The sequence below is a fragment of the Rhizobium sp. BT03 genome, from assembly GCF_030053155.1.
Classification (GTDB): Bacteria; Pseudomonadota; Alphaproteobacteria; order Rhizobiales; family Rhizobiaceae; genus Rhizobium.
Genome location: NZ_CP125640.1, coordinates 2,423,936 through 2,438,638, shown reverse-complemented (window position 1 = coordinate 2,438,638; position 14,703 = coordinate 2,423,936). Strand labels below are relative to the sequence as shown.

Here is a 14,703-nt window from a genome sequence, read left to right as displayed (position 1 = left end):
GCTAGAGCGCCGCGCCCGGGTGGCGCACGCCAGGGTCAGCGCCGCCAGCGGCGGCCTTCCGTCGAGACGCCGAAATTCGCCGGCATGCGCGCATAGGAAGAAAGCCCGGCAAGCGCTGCCAGCGGATGCGTCACCACGTAAGTCGGGATGGTGCGAAGCAGCGCCGAATGCGGCGCCTTGTCCTCGAAGGCCAATCGGAATTCCGGTCTTTTCAGCGCCGGGAGGATCTTCTGCGAAATGCCGCCGGAGAGATAGACGCCGCCGCGCGCCATGAACACCATCGCCATGTCGCCCGCCACGCGGCCGAGATAGGTGGCAAACAGCGACACGGTCTCGATCGCCGCCTTGTCGCTGCCGGCAAGCGCATGCGAGGTGATGTCGGCCGGATCCTTCATCGTCGGCTGGATGCCGTCGACCACGCAGATGGCGTTGTAGAGATTGACGAGGCCGCGTCCGCAGAGGATCTGCTCGGCCGAGACGCGGCCTTCGATCGTCTCGATATGCGGGAAGAGTTGATAGTCGCGTTTGCTGCGCGGTCCGAGATCGATATGGCCGCCTTCGCCGGGAACCGGGATCCAGCTGTGCTGCGCATGCACCAGGCCGCCGACGCCGAGCCCGGTGCCGGGTCCGAGCACGACGCGGGACGCGATCATGTCGCCGGTGGCGTCGCCGATGCGTTCGCGGTTCTCATCCGAAAGGGCGGCGACTGCCAGCGCCTGCGCCTCGAAATCGTTGACGACGAGCACGTCCTCGATGCCGAGGCCCTCGATCATCGTCTTTGGCCGCACCACCCAGTCGCAATTGGTCAGCGGGATCTCGTCGTCGTTGATCGGGCCGGCGACGGCAAGGATCGCCGAACGCGGCTGCACCGCTGTTTTGTCGAGCACGCCCTTCTGGATCGCTTCGTCGATCGTGGCGAAATCCGCCGTGCGCACGTTCGGAAACTGCTTCGGCTCGGCATAGGCGTCGGTCAGGATGGAAAAACGGGCATTGGTGCCGCCGATATCGCCGATCAGGATCGGGAAAGGCAGCGGAGCGGTGCTGTGGTTGGGTTTGGGCATGGCCGGTTCCGTGCTGATCAGGCTTCGAGTGTGGGAAGAAGTTTTATAGCGGTCGCGTGGTTGAGCGCCATCGGAATATCGTAAACGATGGCAAGCCGCATCAGCGCCTTGACGTCGACATCGTGCGGCATCGGCGTCAAGGGGTCGACGAAGAAGATCAGGGCGTCGACCTCGCCGGTCGAAATCAGCGCGCCGATCTGCTGGTCGCCGCCGAGCGGTCCGCTTTTCAATCTGGTGACGTCGAGATCCGGGGCGGCGTCGAGCACCCGCCCGCCGGTCGTGCCGGTGGCGACGATCTTCCAGCCGGAGAGAATATCCCTGTTGGCGCGGGCGAACGCCGCCATGTCGTCTTTCTTCTGGTCATGCGCAATCAATGCAAGGCATTTGCCGCCGGCCATGAACCCAATCTCCGCCCAAGCAATTCAATCGATTTGACCGCTTCTATACCAAGAGTTTGCGATTTGAAAGACAAGGCGCCGGCACTCCTCATTGGATCGCCGGCTTGTCGTTCGGAACCGGGCCGACATCGGGCAAGTCTCCTTCGTCATCGGCGGCCGGCGCTGCTGCCGGAGCGGCGGTGAGCGCGCTTGCGGCGGAAGATCCGCCCGCGGCGGAAGATCCGCCGTAGGTGGCGGCCTGCATCGAGGCGACGGAGGCGGCGTCGAGCACGGCGGCACAGGCCTTCGGCAGGTCGGAAACCATCATTTCGCGCGGCGGCTTCGGCGGCTTGGCGCCGGGCTTCGGCGGTTTCGGCGGCGCCCAGGGGGCCGGCGTGAACCAATAGGCGAGCGACTTGTCGCAGCCGTCGCCGGCGGCAACAGGCGCCTGCGGCGTACATCCCGCAGCACCCGGCGGGCACTTGATGCGGATGTGGAAATGCGAGTCGTGGCCGTATATCGGCCGAAGCTTGCCGAGGTTGGTGCGGTCGCCCGTCCAGGTGTCGCACATCTTCTTCTTGATCGCCGGGTTGACGAAGATGCGCTCCACCTCGGGATAGCTTGCCGCCAGCATCAAGAGCCGCGCCCGCGATTGCGTCCAGACCTTGGGGTCGACGGTGAGGAACTTGTCCTTCTGCAGCATCGTCGTGAACGGCAGGTCCTCACGCTCCTTGGCCGTCATGTGGCGTGCCGGCATCGGCGTGAACCAGATATCGGCATCGAGGCCGATCTGGTGCGAGGAATGGCCGTTGAGCATTGGCCCGCCGCGCGGTTGCGCAATGTCGCCGACGAGGATGCCCGGCCAGCCGGCATATCCAACCGCGTCCTGCGAAAACCGCTCCAGAAGCGCGATCATCGCCGGATTGCCCCAGCGGCGGTTGCGCGAAAGCCGCATCGCCTGCCAGGTCGGCCCGTCTGTGGGAAGCGCCACCGCACCCGTCATACAGCCCTTGGCGTAAAAGCCGATCGGCTGCGCCGGGCCCTGCGTCGGCAGGCTGACGGCGCCGAATTGGCCCTTGGCGCTGCCCGGGCTCGGCGCCTTCTGCTCCGCCCCGACATCGCCGGCGGCAAGGCTTGCGCCGATTGCGCCGGCAAGCGCCAGTTTGCCGAATGTCCTGAAAGCCTGAGCGAAGCCGAAAGCCATGCTGTTTCCTTGAGAAGTGATTTGCGTTCGAATCTATCGTGAAAAGTGATTTTGGTGAATCGATGTTTTGGCGGGCGGGGATAGAAGGAGCGCGAGGGTGGTGACGCCAACGGCTCAATTTTTCGCGAGTCCGGCAAAAACCAAACTCTCACCTGTTTTTCGCCCGTATTTTTCGTATTGTCGAACCCACCAATAATGAGGGGAAAGCGTGAATGGCGGCTTTGTGGTCGAAGATCGGTTTGTTTGTATCGCTGACGGGTGCGCTGGTGCCCATGACGGCAACGGGTCAGGACCAGCCCTTCCAGATCGGCAGCTCCGTCATCAGCGAGATGAAGTACAAGCCGGGCTTTGCGCATTTCGACTACGTCAATCCCGATGCCCCGAAGGGCGGGGATCTGCGCCTTTCCGCCAGCGGCGCCTTCGACACCTTCAATCCGCTGCTTGCCAAAGGCCAGACGGCGGTGGGTCTGACGCTCGTCTACGACACGTTGATGAAGTCGGCCGATGACGAGCTCCTCGTCTCCTACGGCCTGCTTGCCGAAGGGCTGTCCTTTCCCGCTGACGTCTCGAGCGCGACCTTTCGCCTGCGCAAGGAGGCAAAATGGGCGGATGGCCAGCCGGTGACGCCCGAGGACGTCATCTTCAGCCTTGATAAGGCCAAGGAACTCAGTCCTGTCACCGCGAACTATTACCGCCACGTGGTGAAGGCCGAAAAAACCGGTGATCGCGACGTCACCTTCACCTTCGACGAGAAGAACAATCGCGAGCTCCCCAATATTCTCGGCCAGCTGGTGGTCGTGCCGAAACACTGGTGGGAAGGGCAGGGCCCGGACGGCAAGCCCCGCGATATTTCGAAGACGACGCTCGAGCCGGTGATGGGGTCCGGACCGTATAAGATCGCATCCTTCTCGCCCGGTTCGACGATTCGTTATGAGCTGCGTGACGACTATTGGGGCAAGGACCTCAATGTGAATGTCGGCCAGAACAACTTCCGCAACGTCATCTACACCTATTTCGGCGATCGGGATGTCGAGTTCGAAGCCTTTCGCGCCGGTAACAGCGATTATTGGCAGGAGACGACGGCTTCCCGCTGGGCGACGGGATATGATTTTCCCGCGGTGAAGGAAGGGCGCGTCAAGAAGCAGGAGGTTGCAAATCCGCTGCGCTCCACCGGCATCCTGCAGGCTCTGGTGCCCAATATGCGGCGTGACCTTTTCAAGGACGTCAGGGTCCGCGAGGCACTGAACTATGGTTTCGACTTCGAGGAGTTGAACCGCACGGTCGCCTTCAACAGCTACAAGCGTATCGACAGCTACTTCTGGAACACCGAACTCGCCTCCTCCGGCCTGCCGCAGGGGCGTGAACTGGAAATATTGCAGGGCCTTAAAGACAAGGTTCCGCCCGAGGTCTTCACGACGCCCTATGCCAATCCTGTCGGCGGCGATCCGCAGAAAAGCCGCGACAACCTCCGCAAGGCGATTGCGCTGCTGAAAGAAGCCGGGTGGGAGATCAAGAACAATCGCATGGTCAATACCAAGACCGGCCAGCCGATGAGTTTTGAGATCCTGTTGTCGAGCCCCGCACTGGAGCGCTGGGCGGTGCCCTATACCAACAACCTGAAGAAAATCGGCATAGACGCGCGCGTGCGGACAGTCGACGCCTCGCAAGCTGTCAATCGCGAACGCAGCTTCGACTACGACATGATCTGGAATGTCTGGGCGGAGACGATGAACCCGGGCAACGAGCAAGCAGATTATTGGGGATCGGGTTCGGTCGACCAGCAGGGCTCCCAGAATTATGCCGGCATCGCCAATCCGGCGGTCGACGAACTCATCCACATGATCATCTTCGCGCCGAACCGCGATGAACAGGTTGCGGCGATCAAGGCGATGGACCGGGTCCTGCTGGCAAACCACTACGTCATTCCGCTGTTTTATCGCGGCACCTATAACCTCGCCTACTGGAACACCATCACCCATCCAGCCGAATTTCCGGCCTATAGCCTCGGCTTCCCGGAAGCCTGGTGGTCAGGCTCGGCAAAATGAGCGGGCTTGCAATGCAGGGGCCCTCGGCTCCAAATGGCACGAACGAATCACGACACGCCGGCAGGGCCGGCAAGGGAAGGCTGGCGGATTGAGCGGCATTGGACTGGACGGCGGGCAGACAAGAAAAACATTCCCGGAGGCTGAAGGCTGATGGGCGCCTATGTCATTCGCCGCCTGCTTTTGATGATCCCGACCATCGTCGGCATCATGGCGATTTCCTTCATCGTCATTCAGTTCGCCCCCGGCGGCCCGGTCGAGCAGGTGATCGCCCAATTGACCGGTCAGGCCGATAGTGCCGACCAGCGCCTGTCCGGCGGCGGCGATCTTCTCGGCGGCGGCGGCAGCGACGAAGGTTCCAAATATCGCGGCGCCCAGGGCCTCGATCCGGAGCTGATCGCCAAGCTCGAAAAGCAGTTCGGCTTCGACAAGCCGCCGCTGACGCGTTTCGGCGAGATGATGTGGAACTACATCCGCTTCGATTTCGGCGAGAGCTTCTTCCGCAATACTTCCGTGCTCGATCTCATCAAGGAGAAGCTGCCGGTGTCGATCTCGCTCGGCATCTGGATCCTGATCTTCTCCTACGCCATCTCCATCCCGCTCGGCATCCGCAAGGCGATCAAGGATGGATCGACCTTCGACGTCTGGACATCGGGTATCATCGTCGTCGGTTACGCCGTGCCGAGCTTCCTCTTCGGCATTCTCCTGATCGTGCTTTTCGCCGGCGGTTCCTTCTACGACTGGTTCCCACTGCGCGGCCTCGTCTCCGACAATTTCGACCAGCTTGCCTGGTGGCAGAAGCCGCTCGATTATTTCTGGCACCTCACTTTGCCGCTGATCTCGCTGTCGCTGGCCGCCTTCGCCACGACGACGCTCTTGACGAAGAACTCCTTCATCGAGGAGATCAAGAAGCAGTATGTGGTCACCGCCCGCGCCAAAGGCCTGAACGAGCGGCAGGTGCTTTATGGCCATGTGTTCCGCAATGCCATGCTGATCATCATCGCCGGTTTTCCCGGCGCCTTCATCTCCGCCTTCTTCACCGGTTCGCTGCTGATCGAAAACATCTTCTCGCTGGATGGCCTCGGCCGCCTCGGCTACCTCTCGGTGGTCAATCGGGACTATCCGATCGTCTTCGCCACGCTCTACATCTTCTCGCTGCTCGGCCTCGTCGTCAGCCTGGTTTCCGACCTGATCTACACCTGGATCGATCCGCGCATCGATTTCGAGCGGAGGGATGTCTGATGGACGCCGCCGCAAATCCTGCTGTCGCCACACCCGTCAAGCCGCCGCGCAAGGGCCTGCTGTCACCGACCAACATTCGCCGCTGGCAGAATTTCCGGGCGAACGGCCGCGGTTATTGGTCGCTGTGGCTGTTCCTGCTGCTGTTCATCCTCAGCCTGTTTGCCGAATTCCTCGCCAACGACCGGCCGATCGTCGCCTCCTACAAAGGCGAGATCCTGTTTCCCGTGCTGATCGACTATCCGGAGGAGAAGTTCGGCGGCTTCCTCGCTGAGACCGATTACCGTTCCGCGGTGATATCGGACGAGATCAATGCCAATGGCTGGATGGTCTGGCCGCCGATCCGCTATTCCTACCGTTCGGTCAACTCGAACATTCCGCATTCGGCGCCGACCGCCCCCTTCTGGCTGATGAGCAAGGAGGAGCGCTGCTCCGGTTATCCTGAAGGGGTGAACGATCCCGCCTGCACGCTCGGCAATCTCAACTGGCTCGGCACCGACGACCAGGCCCGCGACGTGCTGGCGCGGGTCATCTACGGTTTCCGCATATCCGTGCTCTTCGGCCTGGCGCTGACCATCTGCTCGGCGATCATCGGCGTGACGGCAGGCGCCGTGCAGGGCTATTTCGGCGGCTGGACGGATCTCCTGCTGCAGCGCTTCATCGAGATCTGGTCGTCGATGCCGGTGCTTTACATCCTGCTGATCATCGCCGCCATCCTGCCGCCCGGCTTCTTCGTGCTGCTCGGCATCATGCTGCTCTTTTCCTGGGTCGGCTTCGTCGGCATCGTGCGCGCCGAATTCCTGCGCGCCCGCAATTTCGAATATGTCCGCGCCGCCCGCGCGCTCGGCGTCAACAACCGCACCATCATGTGGCGCCACCTGCTGCCGAACGCCATGGTGGCGACGCTGACCTTCCTGCCCTTCATCCTCTCCGGCTCGATCACGACGCTGACCTCGCTCGATTTCCTCGGCTTCGGCATGCCGCCTGGCTCCCCCTCGCTCGGCGAGATGATCGCCCAGGGCAAGAGCAACCTGCAGGCGCCGTGGCTCGGGCTCACGGCCTTCTTCGCCATGTCGATCATGCTGTCACTGCTGATCTTCATCGGTGAAGCCGTGCGCGATGCCTTCGATCCGAGGAAGACGTTTCAATGAGTGAGATGACAGAACCGCTGCTTTCCGTCCGCGATCTCTCGGTTGCCTTTCACCAGGGCGGCCAGACTTCGCTTGCCGTCGACCACATCTCCTTCGATATCGCCAAGGGTGAGGTCGTGGCGCTCGTCGGCGAATCCGGCTCCGGCAAGTCGGTCTCGGCCAACTCGATCCTGCGGCTTCTGCCTTATCCCTCGGCAAGCCATCCCTCCGGCGAAATCCTGTTCAAGGGCAAGGACCTTCTGAAGGCGTCGGAGCGGGCGCTGCGCGAGGTGCGCGGCAACGACATCACCATGATCTTCCAGGAGCCGATGACCTCGCTCAATCCGCTGCATACGATCGAGAAGCAGATTGCCGAGATCCTGGCGCTGCACCAGGGCCTCACCGGTCAGCCGGCGCGCCAGCGCATCCTCGAATTGTTGAACCAGGTCGGTATCCGCGAGCCGGAAAAGCGATTGAAGGCCTATCCGCACGAACTGTCAGGCGGCCAGCGCCAGCGCGTCATGATCGCCATGGCGCTCGCCAACCGGCCGGAACTGCTGATCGCCGACGAGCCGACCACCGCCCTCGACGTCACCGTGCAGGCGCAGATCCTCGAGCTGTTGCGGCAGCTGAAGGCCGAACACGGCATGTCGATGCTGTTCATCACCCATGATCTCGGCATCGTGCGGAAATTCGCCGATCGGGTCTGCGTCATGACCAAGGGCAGGATCGTCGAAACCGGAACGGTCGAGGAGGTCTTCGCCGATCCGAAACACGACTATACCCGCCATCTGCTTGCCTCCGAACCGCGCGGCGAGCCGCCGCTTGCCGACCCAGCAAAGCCGATGGTGATGGAAGGTTCCGACATTCGCGTCTGGTTCCCGATCAAGGCGGGGCTGATGCGCCGCGTCGTCGATCACGTGAAGGCGGTCGACGGCATCGATCTTGCGCTGCGCGCCGGGCAGACGCTCGGCGTCGTCGGCGAGTCCGGTTCCGGCAAGACCACGCTCGGCCTGGCGCTCACCCGGCTGATTTCCTCGGAAGGGCGGATCGCCTTTGTCGGCAAGGATATAGCCGGCTATTCGTTCAGCGAGATGCGGCCGCTGCGCAACCAGCTGCAGGTGGTTTTCCAGGATCCTTACGGGTCGCTCAGCCCCCGCATGTCGGTCGGCGATATCGTCGCCGAAGGGCTGAAGGTGCATGAGCGCTCGTTGACATCGGAAGAGCGTGACCAGCGCGTCTGCTGGGCACTGGAGGAAGTCGGTCTCGATCCCCTGACCCGCTGGCGTTATCCGCACGAATTCTCCGGTGGCCAGCGCCAGCGCATCGCCATTGCCCGCGCCATGGTGCTGAAGCCGCGCTTCGTCATGCTCGATGAGCCGACCTCCGCGCTCGACATGAGCGTACAGGCCCAGGTGGTCGATCTTCTGCGCGATCTGCAGAAGAAACACGATCTCGCCTATCTCTTCATCAGCCACGACCTGAAGGTGGTGAAGGCGCTCGCCAACGACGTCATCGTCATGCGTTTCGGCAAGGTGGTGGAGCAGGGGCCGTCATCGGAAATCTTCCGCGCGCCGAAGGACGATTACACCAAGGCGCTGATGGCCGCCGCCTTCAACATCGAGGCGGTGCCGACATCAGCCGTCCAGCAGTAAAGAAGATCATGTCCGCACGTCCTCCCATTCTCGTTGATATCAAGTTCAATCCCGAAGGCGTCGCCAGGGTGCTGGAGACGGCCTTTGCCGATCGCGGCAGCATCAATCTCGCCGATCCGGCCGATCGGGCGCGTGATCTCCGCGAGGCCGAATATGCGCTGCTCTGGAAGCCGGATGCCGACCTTTTTGCTCGCGCGCCGAACCTCAAGGTGATCTTTTCGGGCGGCGCCGGCGTCGACCATATCATCGGCATGGACGGCCTGCCCGAGATCCCGATCGTGCGTTTCGTCGATCGCAGCCTGACGACCCGCATGAGCGAATGGGTGGTCATGCAATGCCTGATGCATCTGCGGGGGCAATATGCCCATGATATCAGCCAGCGGCAGCGCCAATGGGCCAAGCTGATCGCGCCAGAAGCGGCGGAGGTCACGGTCGGCGTCATGGGCCTCGGCATTCTCGGGCTGGATGCGGTCGCCAAGCTGAAGGTGATTGGTTTTAACGTCATCGGCTGGTCGCGCTCCCGCAAGGAGATCGACGGCGTCGAGACCTTCGACGCGCGCGAATTGGACGGGTTCCTCGGAAAGACCGACATCCTCGTCGGTCTGTTGCCGCTGACCCCTGAGACGACAGGGTTCTATGATAGCGGGCTATTTAAAAGGCTGCGCCGCAACGGCGCGCTCGGGCGCCCGGTCTTCATCAATGCCGGCCGCGGCAGGAGCCAGGTCGAAGCCGATATCGTTTCTTCAATCGGCGACGGCACCCTCGGCGGCGCTTCGCTCGATGTCTTCGCCGTGGAGCCGCTTGGCCCGGACAACCCGTTATGGGACCTGGAAAACGTCTTCATCACGCCGCACGACGCGGCGGTTTCGGAAGAAAACGCGCTGTTCCGTCATGTCGAGACGCAGATCGCCCGGTTCGAACGCGGCGAGCCGCTGCAATTCGTGGTCGACCGCGCCGTCGGTTATTAGGCGTCGGGAACCTTCCATACGGCCACCCGTTTTCTCTGCGGAAGTTCTTCGGGCCGGATCGGCCCGTCAAGACAGCGGAAGGAGACGATGATGGCGCATCAGACGGAAACACGCTGGGAAAAGTCTGACGGCAAGCTTCATAGGGAAGAGCAGATCCCGCCGGTGAAGGCACGTCAGGGGCGCATGGGTTATCGCATTCTGCTGGTGCTGCTCGCCGCGCTGGTGCTCGCCTTCGTGGTCTGGATCCCCGTCGAGATCTGGGGCAAGCGCGAAGCAAACGAGGTGGCGCCGCAGCAGCCCGGCCAGCAGTTGCAGTCGCAGCAGCCCGGCACGGCACCTGCGCCCACGCTGCAAAACGGCGCTGCCGTTCCGACCGAGACGCCGAACACGGCGCCGGCAGCCCCGGGTGTTGCGCCCGCAGTACCGGCCCAACCGGCGGCGCCGGCCCAGTAAGCGCAGATCGCCCCTTGCATCCCGCCGCCATGCACGCTGCGGGATGCTTGTTGTTTTGTCTGGACTTTCTCTGCCGATTTTTCGATAAGAAGGCGCACGAGCCGGTTTCGTGCGCCAACCCCGCACTTGGCAGCACTCGGGAACTTGGCAGCACCTGACCGGAGTGGACAGGGGCAGGAATTTCATGGCCAGGACCGATATCGCAAGACGCGTCTACAATCACGCTTGGAAGCTCGATCCGATCGTCCGCAGCCTGATCGATACCGACTTCTACAAGCTGCTGATGCTGCAGATGATCTGGAAGCTCTACCCCGACGTGAACGCGTCCTTTACGCTCATCAACCGCACCAAGCGCGTGCGGCTCGCCGATGAGATCGACGAAGGCGAATTGCGCGAACAGCTCGACCATGCCCGCACGCTGAAACTCTCCAAGAAGGAAATGATCTGGCTGGCGGGTAACAGCTTCTACGGCCGCGCCCAGATCTTCGAGCCGGAATTCCTCGCCTGGCTTTCCAACTTCCAGCTCCCCGAATACGAGCTGTCGAAGAAGGACGGGCAATATGTCCTGGATTTTCATGGGGCCTGGAAGGAAACCACCATGTGGGAAATCCCGGCGCTTGCCATCGTCAACGAGCTGCGGTCGCGCTCGGCGATGAAGGCGCTCGGCCCCTTCACCCTCGATGTGCTCTATGCCCGCGCCAAGGCGAAGATGTGGTCGAAGGTCGAACGGCTGAAGGAATTGCCGGGCCTGCGCATCTCCGATTTCGGCACCCGCCGCCGCCACAGTTTCCTTTGGCAGCGCTGGTGCGTCGAGGCGCTGAAGGAAGGCATCGGCCCGGCCTTTACCGGCACCAGCAACGTCTTGCTGGCGATGGATTCCGATCTCGAAGCCGTCGGCACCAATGCCCACGAATTGCCGATGGTGGCTGCCGCCCTGGCGCAAACCGACGAGCAGTTGCGCAACGCGCCCTATAAGATCCTGCGCGACTGGAACAAGCTCTATGGCGGCAACCTTCTGATCGTCCTGCCGGATGCTTTCGGCACCGCGGCATTCCTGCGCGACGCGCCGGAATGGGTGGCCGACTGGACAGGCTTCCGCCCGGACAGCGCCCCGCCGATCGAAGGCGGCGAGAAGATCATCGACTGGTGGAAGAAGATGGGCCGCGATCCGCGCCAGAAGCTCTTGATCTTCTCCGACGGTCTCGATGTCGACGCCATCATCGATACCTACCGGCATTTCGAAGGCCGTGTGCGCATGAGCTTCGGCTGGGGCACCAACCTGACGAACGATTTTTCCGGCTGCGCGCCGACCGAAATCTCCGGCCTCAACCCGATCTCGGTCGTCTGCAAGGTCAGCGACGCCAACGGCCGTCCGGCGGTAAAGCTCTCCGACAATCCGCAGAAGGCGACGGGCGATCCTGTAGAAGTCGAGCGCTACCTGAAATTCTTCGGCGCCGAGGACAGGATCGATCAGACCGTTCTGGTGTAGGCAAGGGGGATCGCGCCGCCATCCCGCGGCGCATTGTTATGCCCGGCCATCGCATCCTCGATCGACCAGCCGAAACGCCAGGCGTCGAACATCGAGTACCATTCCTGGAAATCGGTGATCGGCAGGATATCCGGCTTCGACATCGGATTGTCGGCGAGGCTGCGGCCACGCGCACGGTCCCGTACGCCACGCTCCTGCATCTCAAGCAGAGTCTCGAACATCGTCATCCCCCGGTCTTTATCCGATTGTTTATGCAATCATCCTAATAAAGCATTGTCGAGTCCGAATTCGACAATTGGGGTTTTTCACAGGATTAGCCCCAAATCGCTATTTCAGAGGATAGTGAAGACCGGAACGGCTCGCGATCATGCGATCCCATTCAACCAAAATAGCGTAACGGGGAGGCCCGGCTTCCTGGCTGGGGTCCGCCGCCGAGCCTCCCGGCTAGCCGGCCTTGAACAAGCCGGCAGCACCGACACGTTGCCGCCTTCCGGCCGATGCGATCCAACCGAGATGATGGGAAGGGTTAAAGGGCGGTTAATATCCACCGGATCTGTCCCGATCCCACGCAATCCCGGCCGTAGGCCGGCAGCCTTCCTCGGCTTGTCAGGCAGCCAGTCGCCGAAACCGGGGTCTGATCCGGTCGAGGTAATAATGGCCGGGAGACGGCGCCACCGTCATTGCATGCGCTTCCGAGGACGGAACGCCTTCGAACAGCCGCTCTTCGCCATTCTTGAAACAAATCCTGAGCCGCCCGTCTTCCTGGCTGAAATAGACGGATTTGATGATCTTCGACTTTACCAAAAGTTCTTCCACCTGTTTAATCTCCGTTTTTTTAGTTTGGCGGAAGATAAACCCAAACGTGCAAAGACGCGGTGAAGCCGCATGGTAAAAAATCAGGAATCTTGCCCAGCCTGTCAGGACGTCAATCGGGTACCGTCGCCACACCTCGATACTACCGATTGCTGGCTTCTGCGGCGTCGCGGTACAGGCACTTGCAGAGAAGAAAGATCGACGTTTGACAGCGCCATAATTTAATGACGATATCTTCCATCCGAAGGCGAAGGATGGCAGGGGTGCAATGCTAGGTGAAGCGATTTCCTTTATAAGACGTAATCTGTCTTTTGTGTGTGTTGTTGTTGCAGCCAATTGCGCACTGGTCGCTTTTGATGATTACAGCGGCGGAAACAAAAGCAATTCAGCGCAATTTTTCGTTTCCTTGTCTTTTGCATTCTTCATTCAGAATGCAATATTGAATGGAGACGGGAAAGTTTCAAACCTGACCGGCGGCATGCGTGGGTTTGGTGGCTACATCTGGAAGAACTTGCTTATCGTGCTCGTCGTGTTTGGAATCGGGATTGGTGGCCCTGTCGCATTCGGCGCCGCTTCTCTATCAAGGAATGTATTTCTACTCTTATGTCTTGCGGTGATCGCAATTATCCTTCCGCTGCTCCTTGCCCTTGTCGGAACCTGGCCTATTGCCGGAATTGCGGGCTCCAAAAGCGGGCTTTCAGCTGCTTTCAACAGGGGGAAATGTGGTTTGCTTCCCACCTTTTTACGGCTGTTTGCCGGACTTTTTCTGCCCTTAATCTGTGCTATGATATTGATGACGGCAGCAACATCGATGTCATACGAAGCCGATAGCATCTTTTCGGACGGAAAACTGAACCTCATCGCTTTGGCAATACTGGTGATTGGCCAATGGGTGTCGATAGTCGGCCTGTGCTACGTTTCGATCGTCCTGGCTCGCAAACTGCTGAGTTCCGAGGCTCCGCGGTCTCCTATCGGAGGACGTCAAGGGAATGCGGGCGCAGCGACGAGCGTCTCGGAAATTTTCGAATAGAGCCTATAGCGCCGCAGGCGATACTCGCAGCGCTATCGGAGCAACGGGTTCGAGAGCCTCGAACCCGCGCTTGCGAACCAGTTCAAGCCCCCGTGCGATCTTGCCAATCCGGCGGAGAAGGCCGTCAGCAAGGCCTTCCCCTGACCCCAGTTCTCAAGACCGCTTTGCCCGTTGATATGGCCGAATGGACCGATCTCGACAAGACCGCTGCCCCATAGAACGGCTCGCGCCCGGACATAGTCGAGCGTGCCGAAAGGGTCGTCGGCGCTTGCGATAATCAGAGTGGGGAAGCGCATCTCTTGCAATGGCGGATCTGCGAATCCAGCGGCTTCCTCAGGGAATGCAGCAGATTGCGGATCCGGGACCGCCACGAGAAAAGCTCCGGCGACGGCGAGTGACGAAACCTGCTGCCAATGAGCGACCAACAGGCAGGCAAGGCTATGGGCGACCAGCAGGGGCGGGGTCGCCGATGCGGCGACGGTGCGGTCCAGGGCTGAAATCCAGTTCGCCAAGTCGGGCCTATCCCAATCGGCGGGTTGAAAACGCCGCATTTCCGGGTTCGTTGATTCCCATCGGGTTTGCCAATGAGCTTCGCCTGAACCGCCAATCCCCGGCAATATAATGATATCCTTCATGTGTTTTCCTCTGATGCCCACGCATGTGAAAATGATGCATTTTCATTTGCGTCGGAATGGATGATCATCGGAAAACAGCGTTGCTGTCCGATGATTTAAAGGTGGTCCCGTGGCTTTTCAGGAAAACAATCGTGTCATGCTCGATCCGACCGATCTCGCTATCATCGAAGCGATGCAGGAAAATGGCCGCATTGCGATTTCCGAACTCGGTCGGCGGGTCGGTCTCTCTCAGCCGGCGGCATCCGAGCGGGTCAAGCGGCTGGAAGATCGCGGCATCATTGTCGGTTACTCCGCTCGCATCGATCACACCGCTTTGGGCATCGGGATGACGGCGGTGCTCCGCCTGCGCACGACGCACGAACATATCAAAGCCTGTCTGAAGCAGTTTGCCGAAATGCCGCAAGTCATGGAAGTCCTGCGCCTCACCGGAGAGGATTGTTTCCTCTTGAAGGTGCTGGTTCCGTCGCCGGGAGAATTGGAAACGATCGTGGACACGATCGCCCGTTTTGGCCCCGTGACGACATCTCTGGTGTTGCGCAGCGAGACTCCGAAGCCGATCGGACGCGCCCTGCTGCAGCGTCCTTGAGAATAGGCGGGCTGGAAGAAA

Annotated in this window: 15 protein-coding genes; 9 read left to right on the top strand and 6 right to left on the bottom strand. The window is 61.1% G+C overall.

What is annotated here, in order from left to right; genetic code table 11:
• Window positions 1–35: 35 nt before the first annotated feature.
• The 3 genes from QMO80_RS12080 to mepA form a co-directional block, all read right to left on the bottom strand.
• Window positions 36–1,061: a glucokinase gene (locus QMO80_RS12080; protein WP_283196825.1), complete on the bottom strand. Its 1,026-nt coding sequence runs from the start codon at window positions 1,059–1,061 to the stop codon at window positions 36–38.
• A gap of 17 nt (window positions 1,062–1,078) precedes the next feature.
• A complete protein-coding gene (locus QMO80_RS12075) occupies window positions 1,079–1,459 on the bottom strand; it encodes a methylglyoxal synthase (RefSeq protein ID WP_049731213.1) in 381 nt (126 codons plus the stop codon).
• A gap of 88 nt (window positions 1,460–1,547) precedes the next feature.
• The gene (mepA, locus tag QMO80_RS12070) at window positions 1,548–2,642 is read right to left on the bottom strand and encodes a penicillin-insensitive murein endopeptidase (RefSeq protein ID WP_283196824.1); all 1,095 of its coding nucleotides are present in this window, start codon (window positions 2,640–2,642) and stop codon (window positions 1,548–1,550) included.
• Between the two features lie 212 nt (window positions 2,643–2,854).
• On the opposite strand from mepA, the gene QMO80_RS12065 reads away from it, so the two are divergent.
• The 7 genes from QMO80_RS12065 to pncB all read left to right on the top strand — a co-directional run bounded on the left by QMO80_RS12065 (window position 2,855) and on the right by pncB (window position 11,618).
• On the top strand, window positions 2,855–4,687 hold the full coding sequence (locus QMO80_RS12065) for an extracellular solute-binding protein (RefSeq protein ID WP_283196823.1): 1,833 nt from the start codon (window positions 2,855–2,857) through the stop codon (window positions 4,685–4,687).
• Between the two features lie 150 nt (window positions 4,688–4,837).
• A complete protein-coding gene (locus QMO80_RS12060; protein ID WP_116404484.1) occupies window positions 4,838–5,926 on the top strand; it encodes a microcin C ABC transporter permease YejB in 1,089 nt (362 codons plus the stop codon).
• Window positions 5,926–7,074 carry an ABC transporter permease gene (locus tag QMO80_RS12055; RefSeq protein ID WP_283196822.1) on the top strand — a complete coding sequence of 383 codons (1,149 nt, stop codon included), beginning with the start codon at window positions 5,926–5,928 and terminating at the stop codon, window positions 7,072–7,074. The genes QMO80_RS12060 and QMO80_RS12055 overlap by 1 nt, the downstream gene beginning before the upstream one ends.
• Window positions 7,071–8,708, top strand: coding sequence for an ABC transporter ATP-binding protein (locus QMO80_RS12050; RefSeq protein WP_283196821.1), 1,638 nt, complete (start codon window positions 7,071–7,073; stop codon window positions 8,706–8,708). Before QMO80_RS12055 ends, QMO80_RS12050 begins: the two co-directional genes overlap by 4 nt.
• A gap of 8 nt (window positions 8,709–8,716) precedes the next feature.
• Complete coding sequence (locus tag QMO80_RS12045; RefSeq protein ID WP_283196820.1) at window positions 8,717–9,676, top strand: glyoxylate/hydroxypyruvate reductase A; 960 nt, start codon at window positions 8,717–8,719, stop codon at window positions 9,674–9,676.
• 87 nt (window positions 9,677–9,763) lie between these two features.
• Window positions 9,764–10,129, top strand: a complete 366-nt coding sequence (locus tag QMO80_RS12040) for a hypothetical protein (RefSeq protein ID WP_283196819.1) — start codon at window positions 9,764–9,766, stop codon at window positions 10,127–10,129.
• Between the two features lie 184 nt (window positions 10,130–10,313).
• Window positions 10,314–11,618: a nicotinate phosphoribosyltransferase gene (gene pncB, locus QMO80_RS12035; protein WP_283196818.1), complete on the top strand. Its 1,305-nt coding sequence runs from the start codon at window positions 10,314–10,316 to the stop codon at window positions 11,616–11,618.
• Here the strand turns inward: pncB and QMO80_RS12030 are convergent.
• On the bottom strand, window positions 11,600–11,839 hold the full coding sequence (locus QMO80_RS12030) for a CrpP-related protein (protein ID WP_283196817.1): 240 nt from the start codon (window positions 11,837–11,839) through the stop codon (window positions 11,600–11,602). The two genes, pncB and QMO80_RS12030, sit on opposite strands and share 19 nt — an antisense overlap.
• 385 nt (window positions 11,840–12,224) lie before the next feature.
• On the bottom strand, window positions 12,225–12,434 hold the full coding sequence (locus QMO80_RS12025) for a KTSC domain-containing protein (RefSeq protein ID WP_283196816.1): 210 nt from the start codon (window positions 12,432–12,434) through the stop codon (window positions 12,225–12,227).
• A 265-nt stretch (window positions 12,435–12,699) separates the two neighbouring features.
• On the opposite strand from QMO80_RS12025, the gene QMO80_RS12020 reads away from it, so the two are divergent.
• Complete coding sequence (locus QMO80_RS12020) at window positions 12,700–13,461, top strand: hypothetical protein (RefSeq protein WP_283196815.1); 762 nt, start codon at window positions 12,700–12,702, stop codon at window positions 13,459–13,461.
• A 32-nt stretch (window positions 13,462–13,493) separates the two neighbouring features.
• On the opposite strand, the gene QMO80_RS12015 is transcribed toward QMO80_RS12020, so the two are convergent.
• Window positions 13,494–14,096: an alpha/beta hydrolase gene (locus QMO80_RS12015; protein ID WP_283196814.1), complete on the bottom strand. Its 603-nt coding sequence runs from the start codon at window positions 14,094–14,096 to the stop codon at window positions 13,494–13,496.
• Between the two features lie 109 nt (window positions 14,097–14,205).
• Here QMO80_RS12015 and QMO80_RS12010 point away from each other — a divergent pair, with 109 nt between their 5' ends.
• Window positions 14,206–14,682, top strand: coding sequence for an Lrp/AsnC family transcriptional regulator (locus QMO80_RS12010; RefSeq protein WP_283196813.1), 477 nt, complete (start codon window positions 14,206–14,208; stop codon window positions 14,680–14,682).
• The last annotated feature ends 21 nt before the right edge of the window (window positions 14,683–14,703 follow it).

Bases quoted from the DNA above. Each gene is read 5' to 3' on its own strand.
- QMO80_RS12080 (WP_283196825.1), bottom strand. From the start codon at position 1,061: ATGCCCAAACCCAACCACAGCACCGCTCCGCTGCCTTTCCCGATCCTG.
- QMO80_RS12075 (WP_049731213.1), bottom strand. From the start codon at position 1,459: ATGGCCGGCGGCAAATGCCTTGCATTGATTGCGCATGACCAGAAGAAA.
- mepA (WP_283196824.1), bottom strand. From the start codon at position 2,642: ATGGCTTTCGGCTTCGCTCAGGCTTTCAGGACATTCGGCAAACTGGCG.
- QMO80_RS12065 (WP_283196823.1), top strand. From the start codon at position 2,855: ATGGCGGCTTTGTGGTCGAAGATCGGTTTGTTTGTATCGCTGACGGGT.
- QMO80_RS12060 (WP_116404484.1), top strand. From the start codon at position 4,838: ATGGGCGCCTATGTCATTCGCCGCCTGCTTTTGATGATCCCGACCATC.
- QMO80_RS12055 (WP_283196822.1), top strand. From the start codon at position 5,926: ATGGACGCCGCCGCAAATCCTGCTGTCGCCACACCCGTCAAGCCGCCG.
- QMO80_RS12050 (WP_283196821.1), top strand. From the start codon at position 7,071: ATGAGTGAGATGACAGAACCGCTGCTTTCCGTCCGCGATCTCTCGGTT.
- QMO80_RS12045 (WP_283196820.1), top strand. From the start codon at position 8,717: ATGTCCGCACGTCCTCCCATTCTCGTTGATATCAAGTTCAATCCCGAA.
- QMO80_RS12040 (WP_283196819.1), top strand. From the start codon at position 9,764: ATGATGGCGCATCAGACGGAAACACGCTGGGAAAAGTCTGACGGCAAG.
- pncB (WP_283196818.1), top strand. From the start codon at position 10,314: ATGGCCAGGACCGATATCGCAAGACGCGTCTACAATCACGCTTGGAAG.
- QMO80_RS12030 (WP_283196817.1), bottom strand. From the start codon at position 11,839: ATGTTCGAGACTCTGCTTGAGATGCAGGAGCGTGGCGTACGGGACCGT.
- QMO80_RS12020 (WP_283196815.1), top strand. From the start codon at position 12,700: ATGCTAGGTGAAGCGATTTCCTTTATAAGACGTAATCTGTCTTTTGTG.
- QMO80_RS12015 (WP_283196814.1), bottom strand. From the start codon at position 14,096: ATGAAGGATATCATTATATTGCCGGGGATTGGCGGTTCAGGCGAAGCT.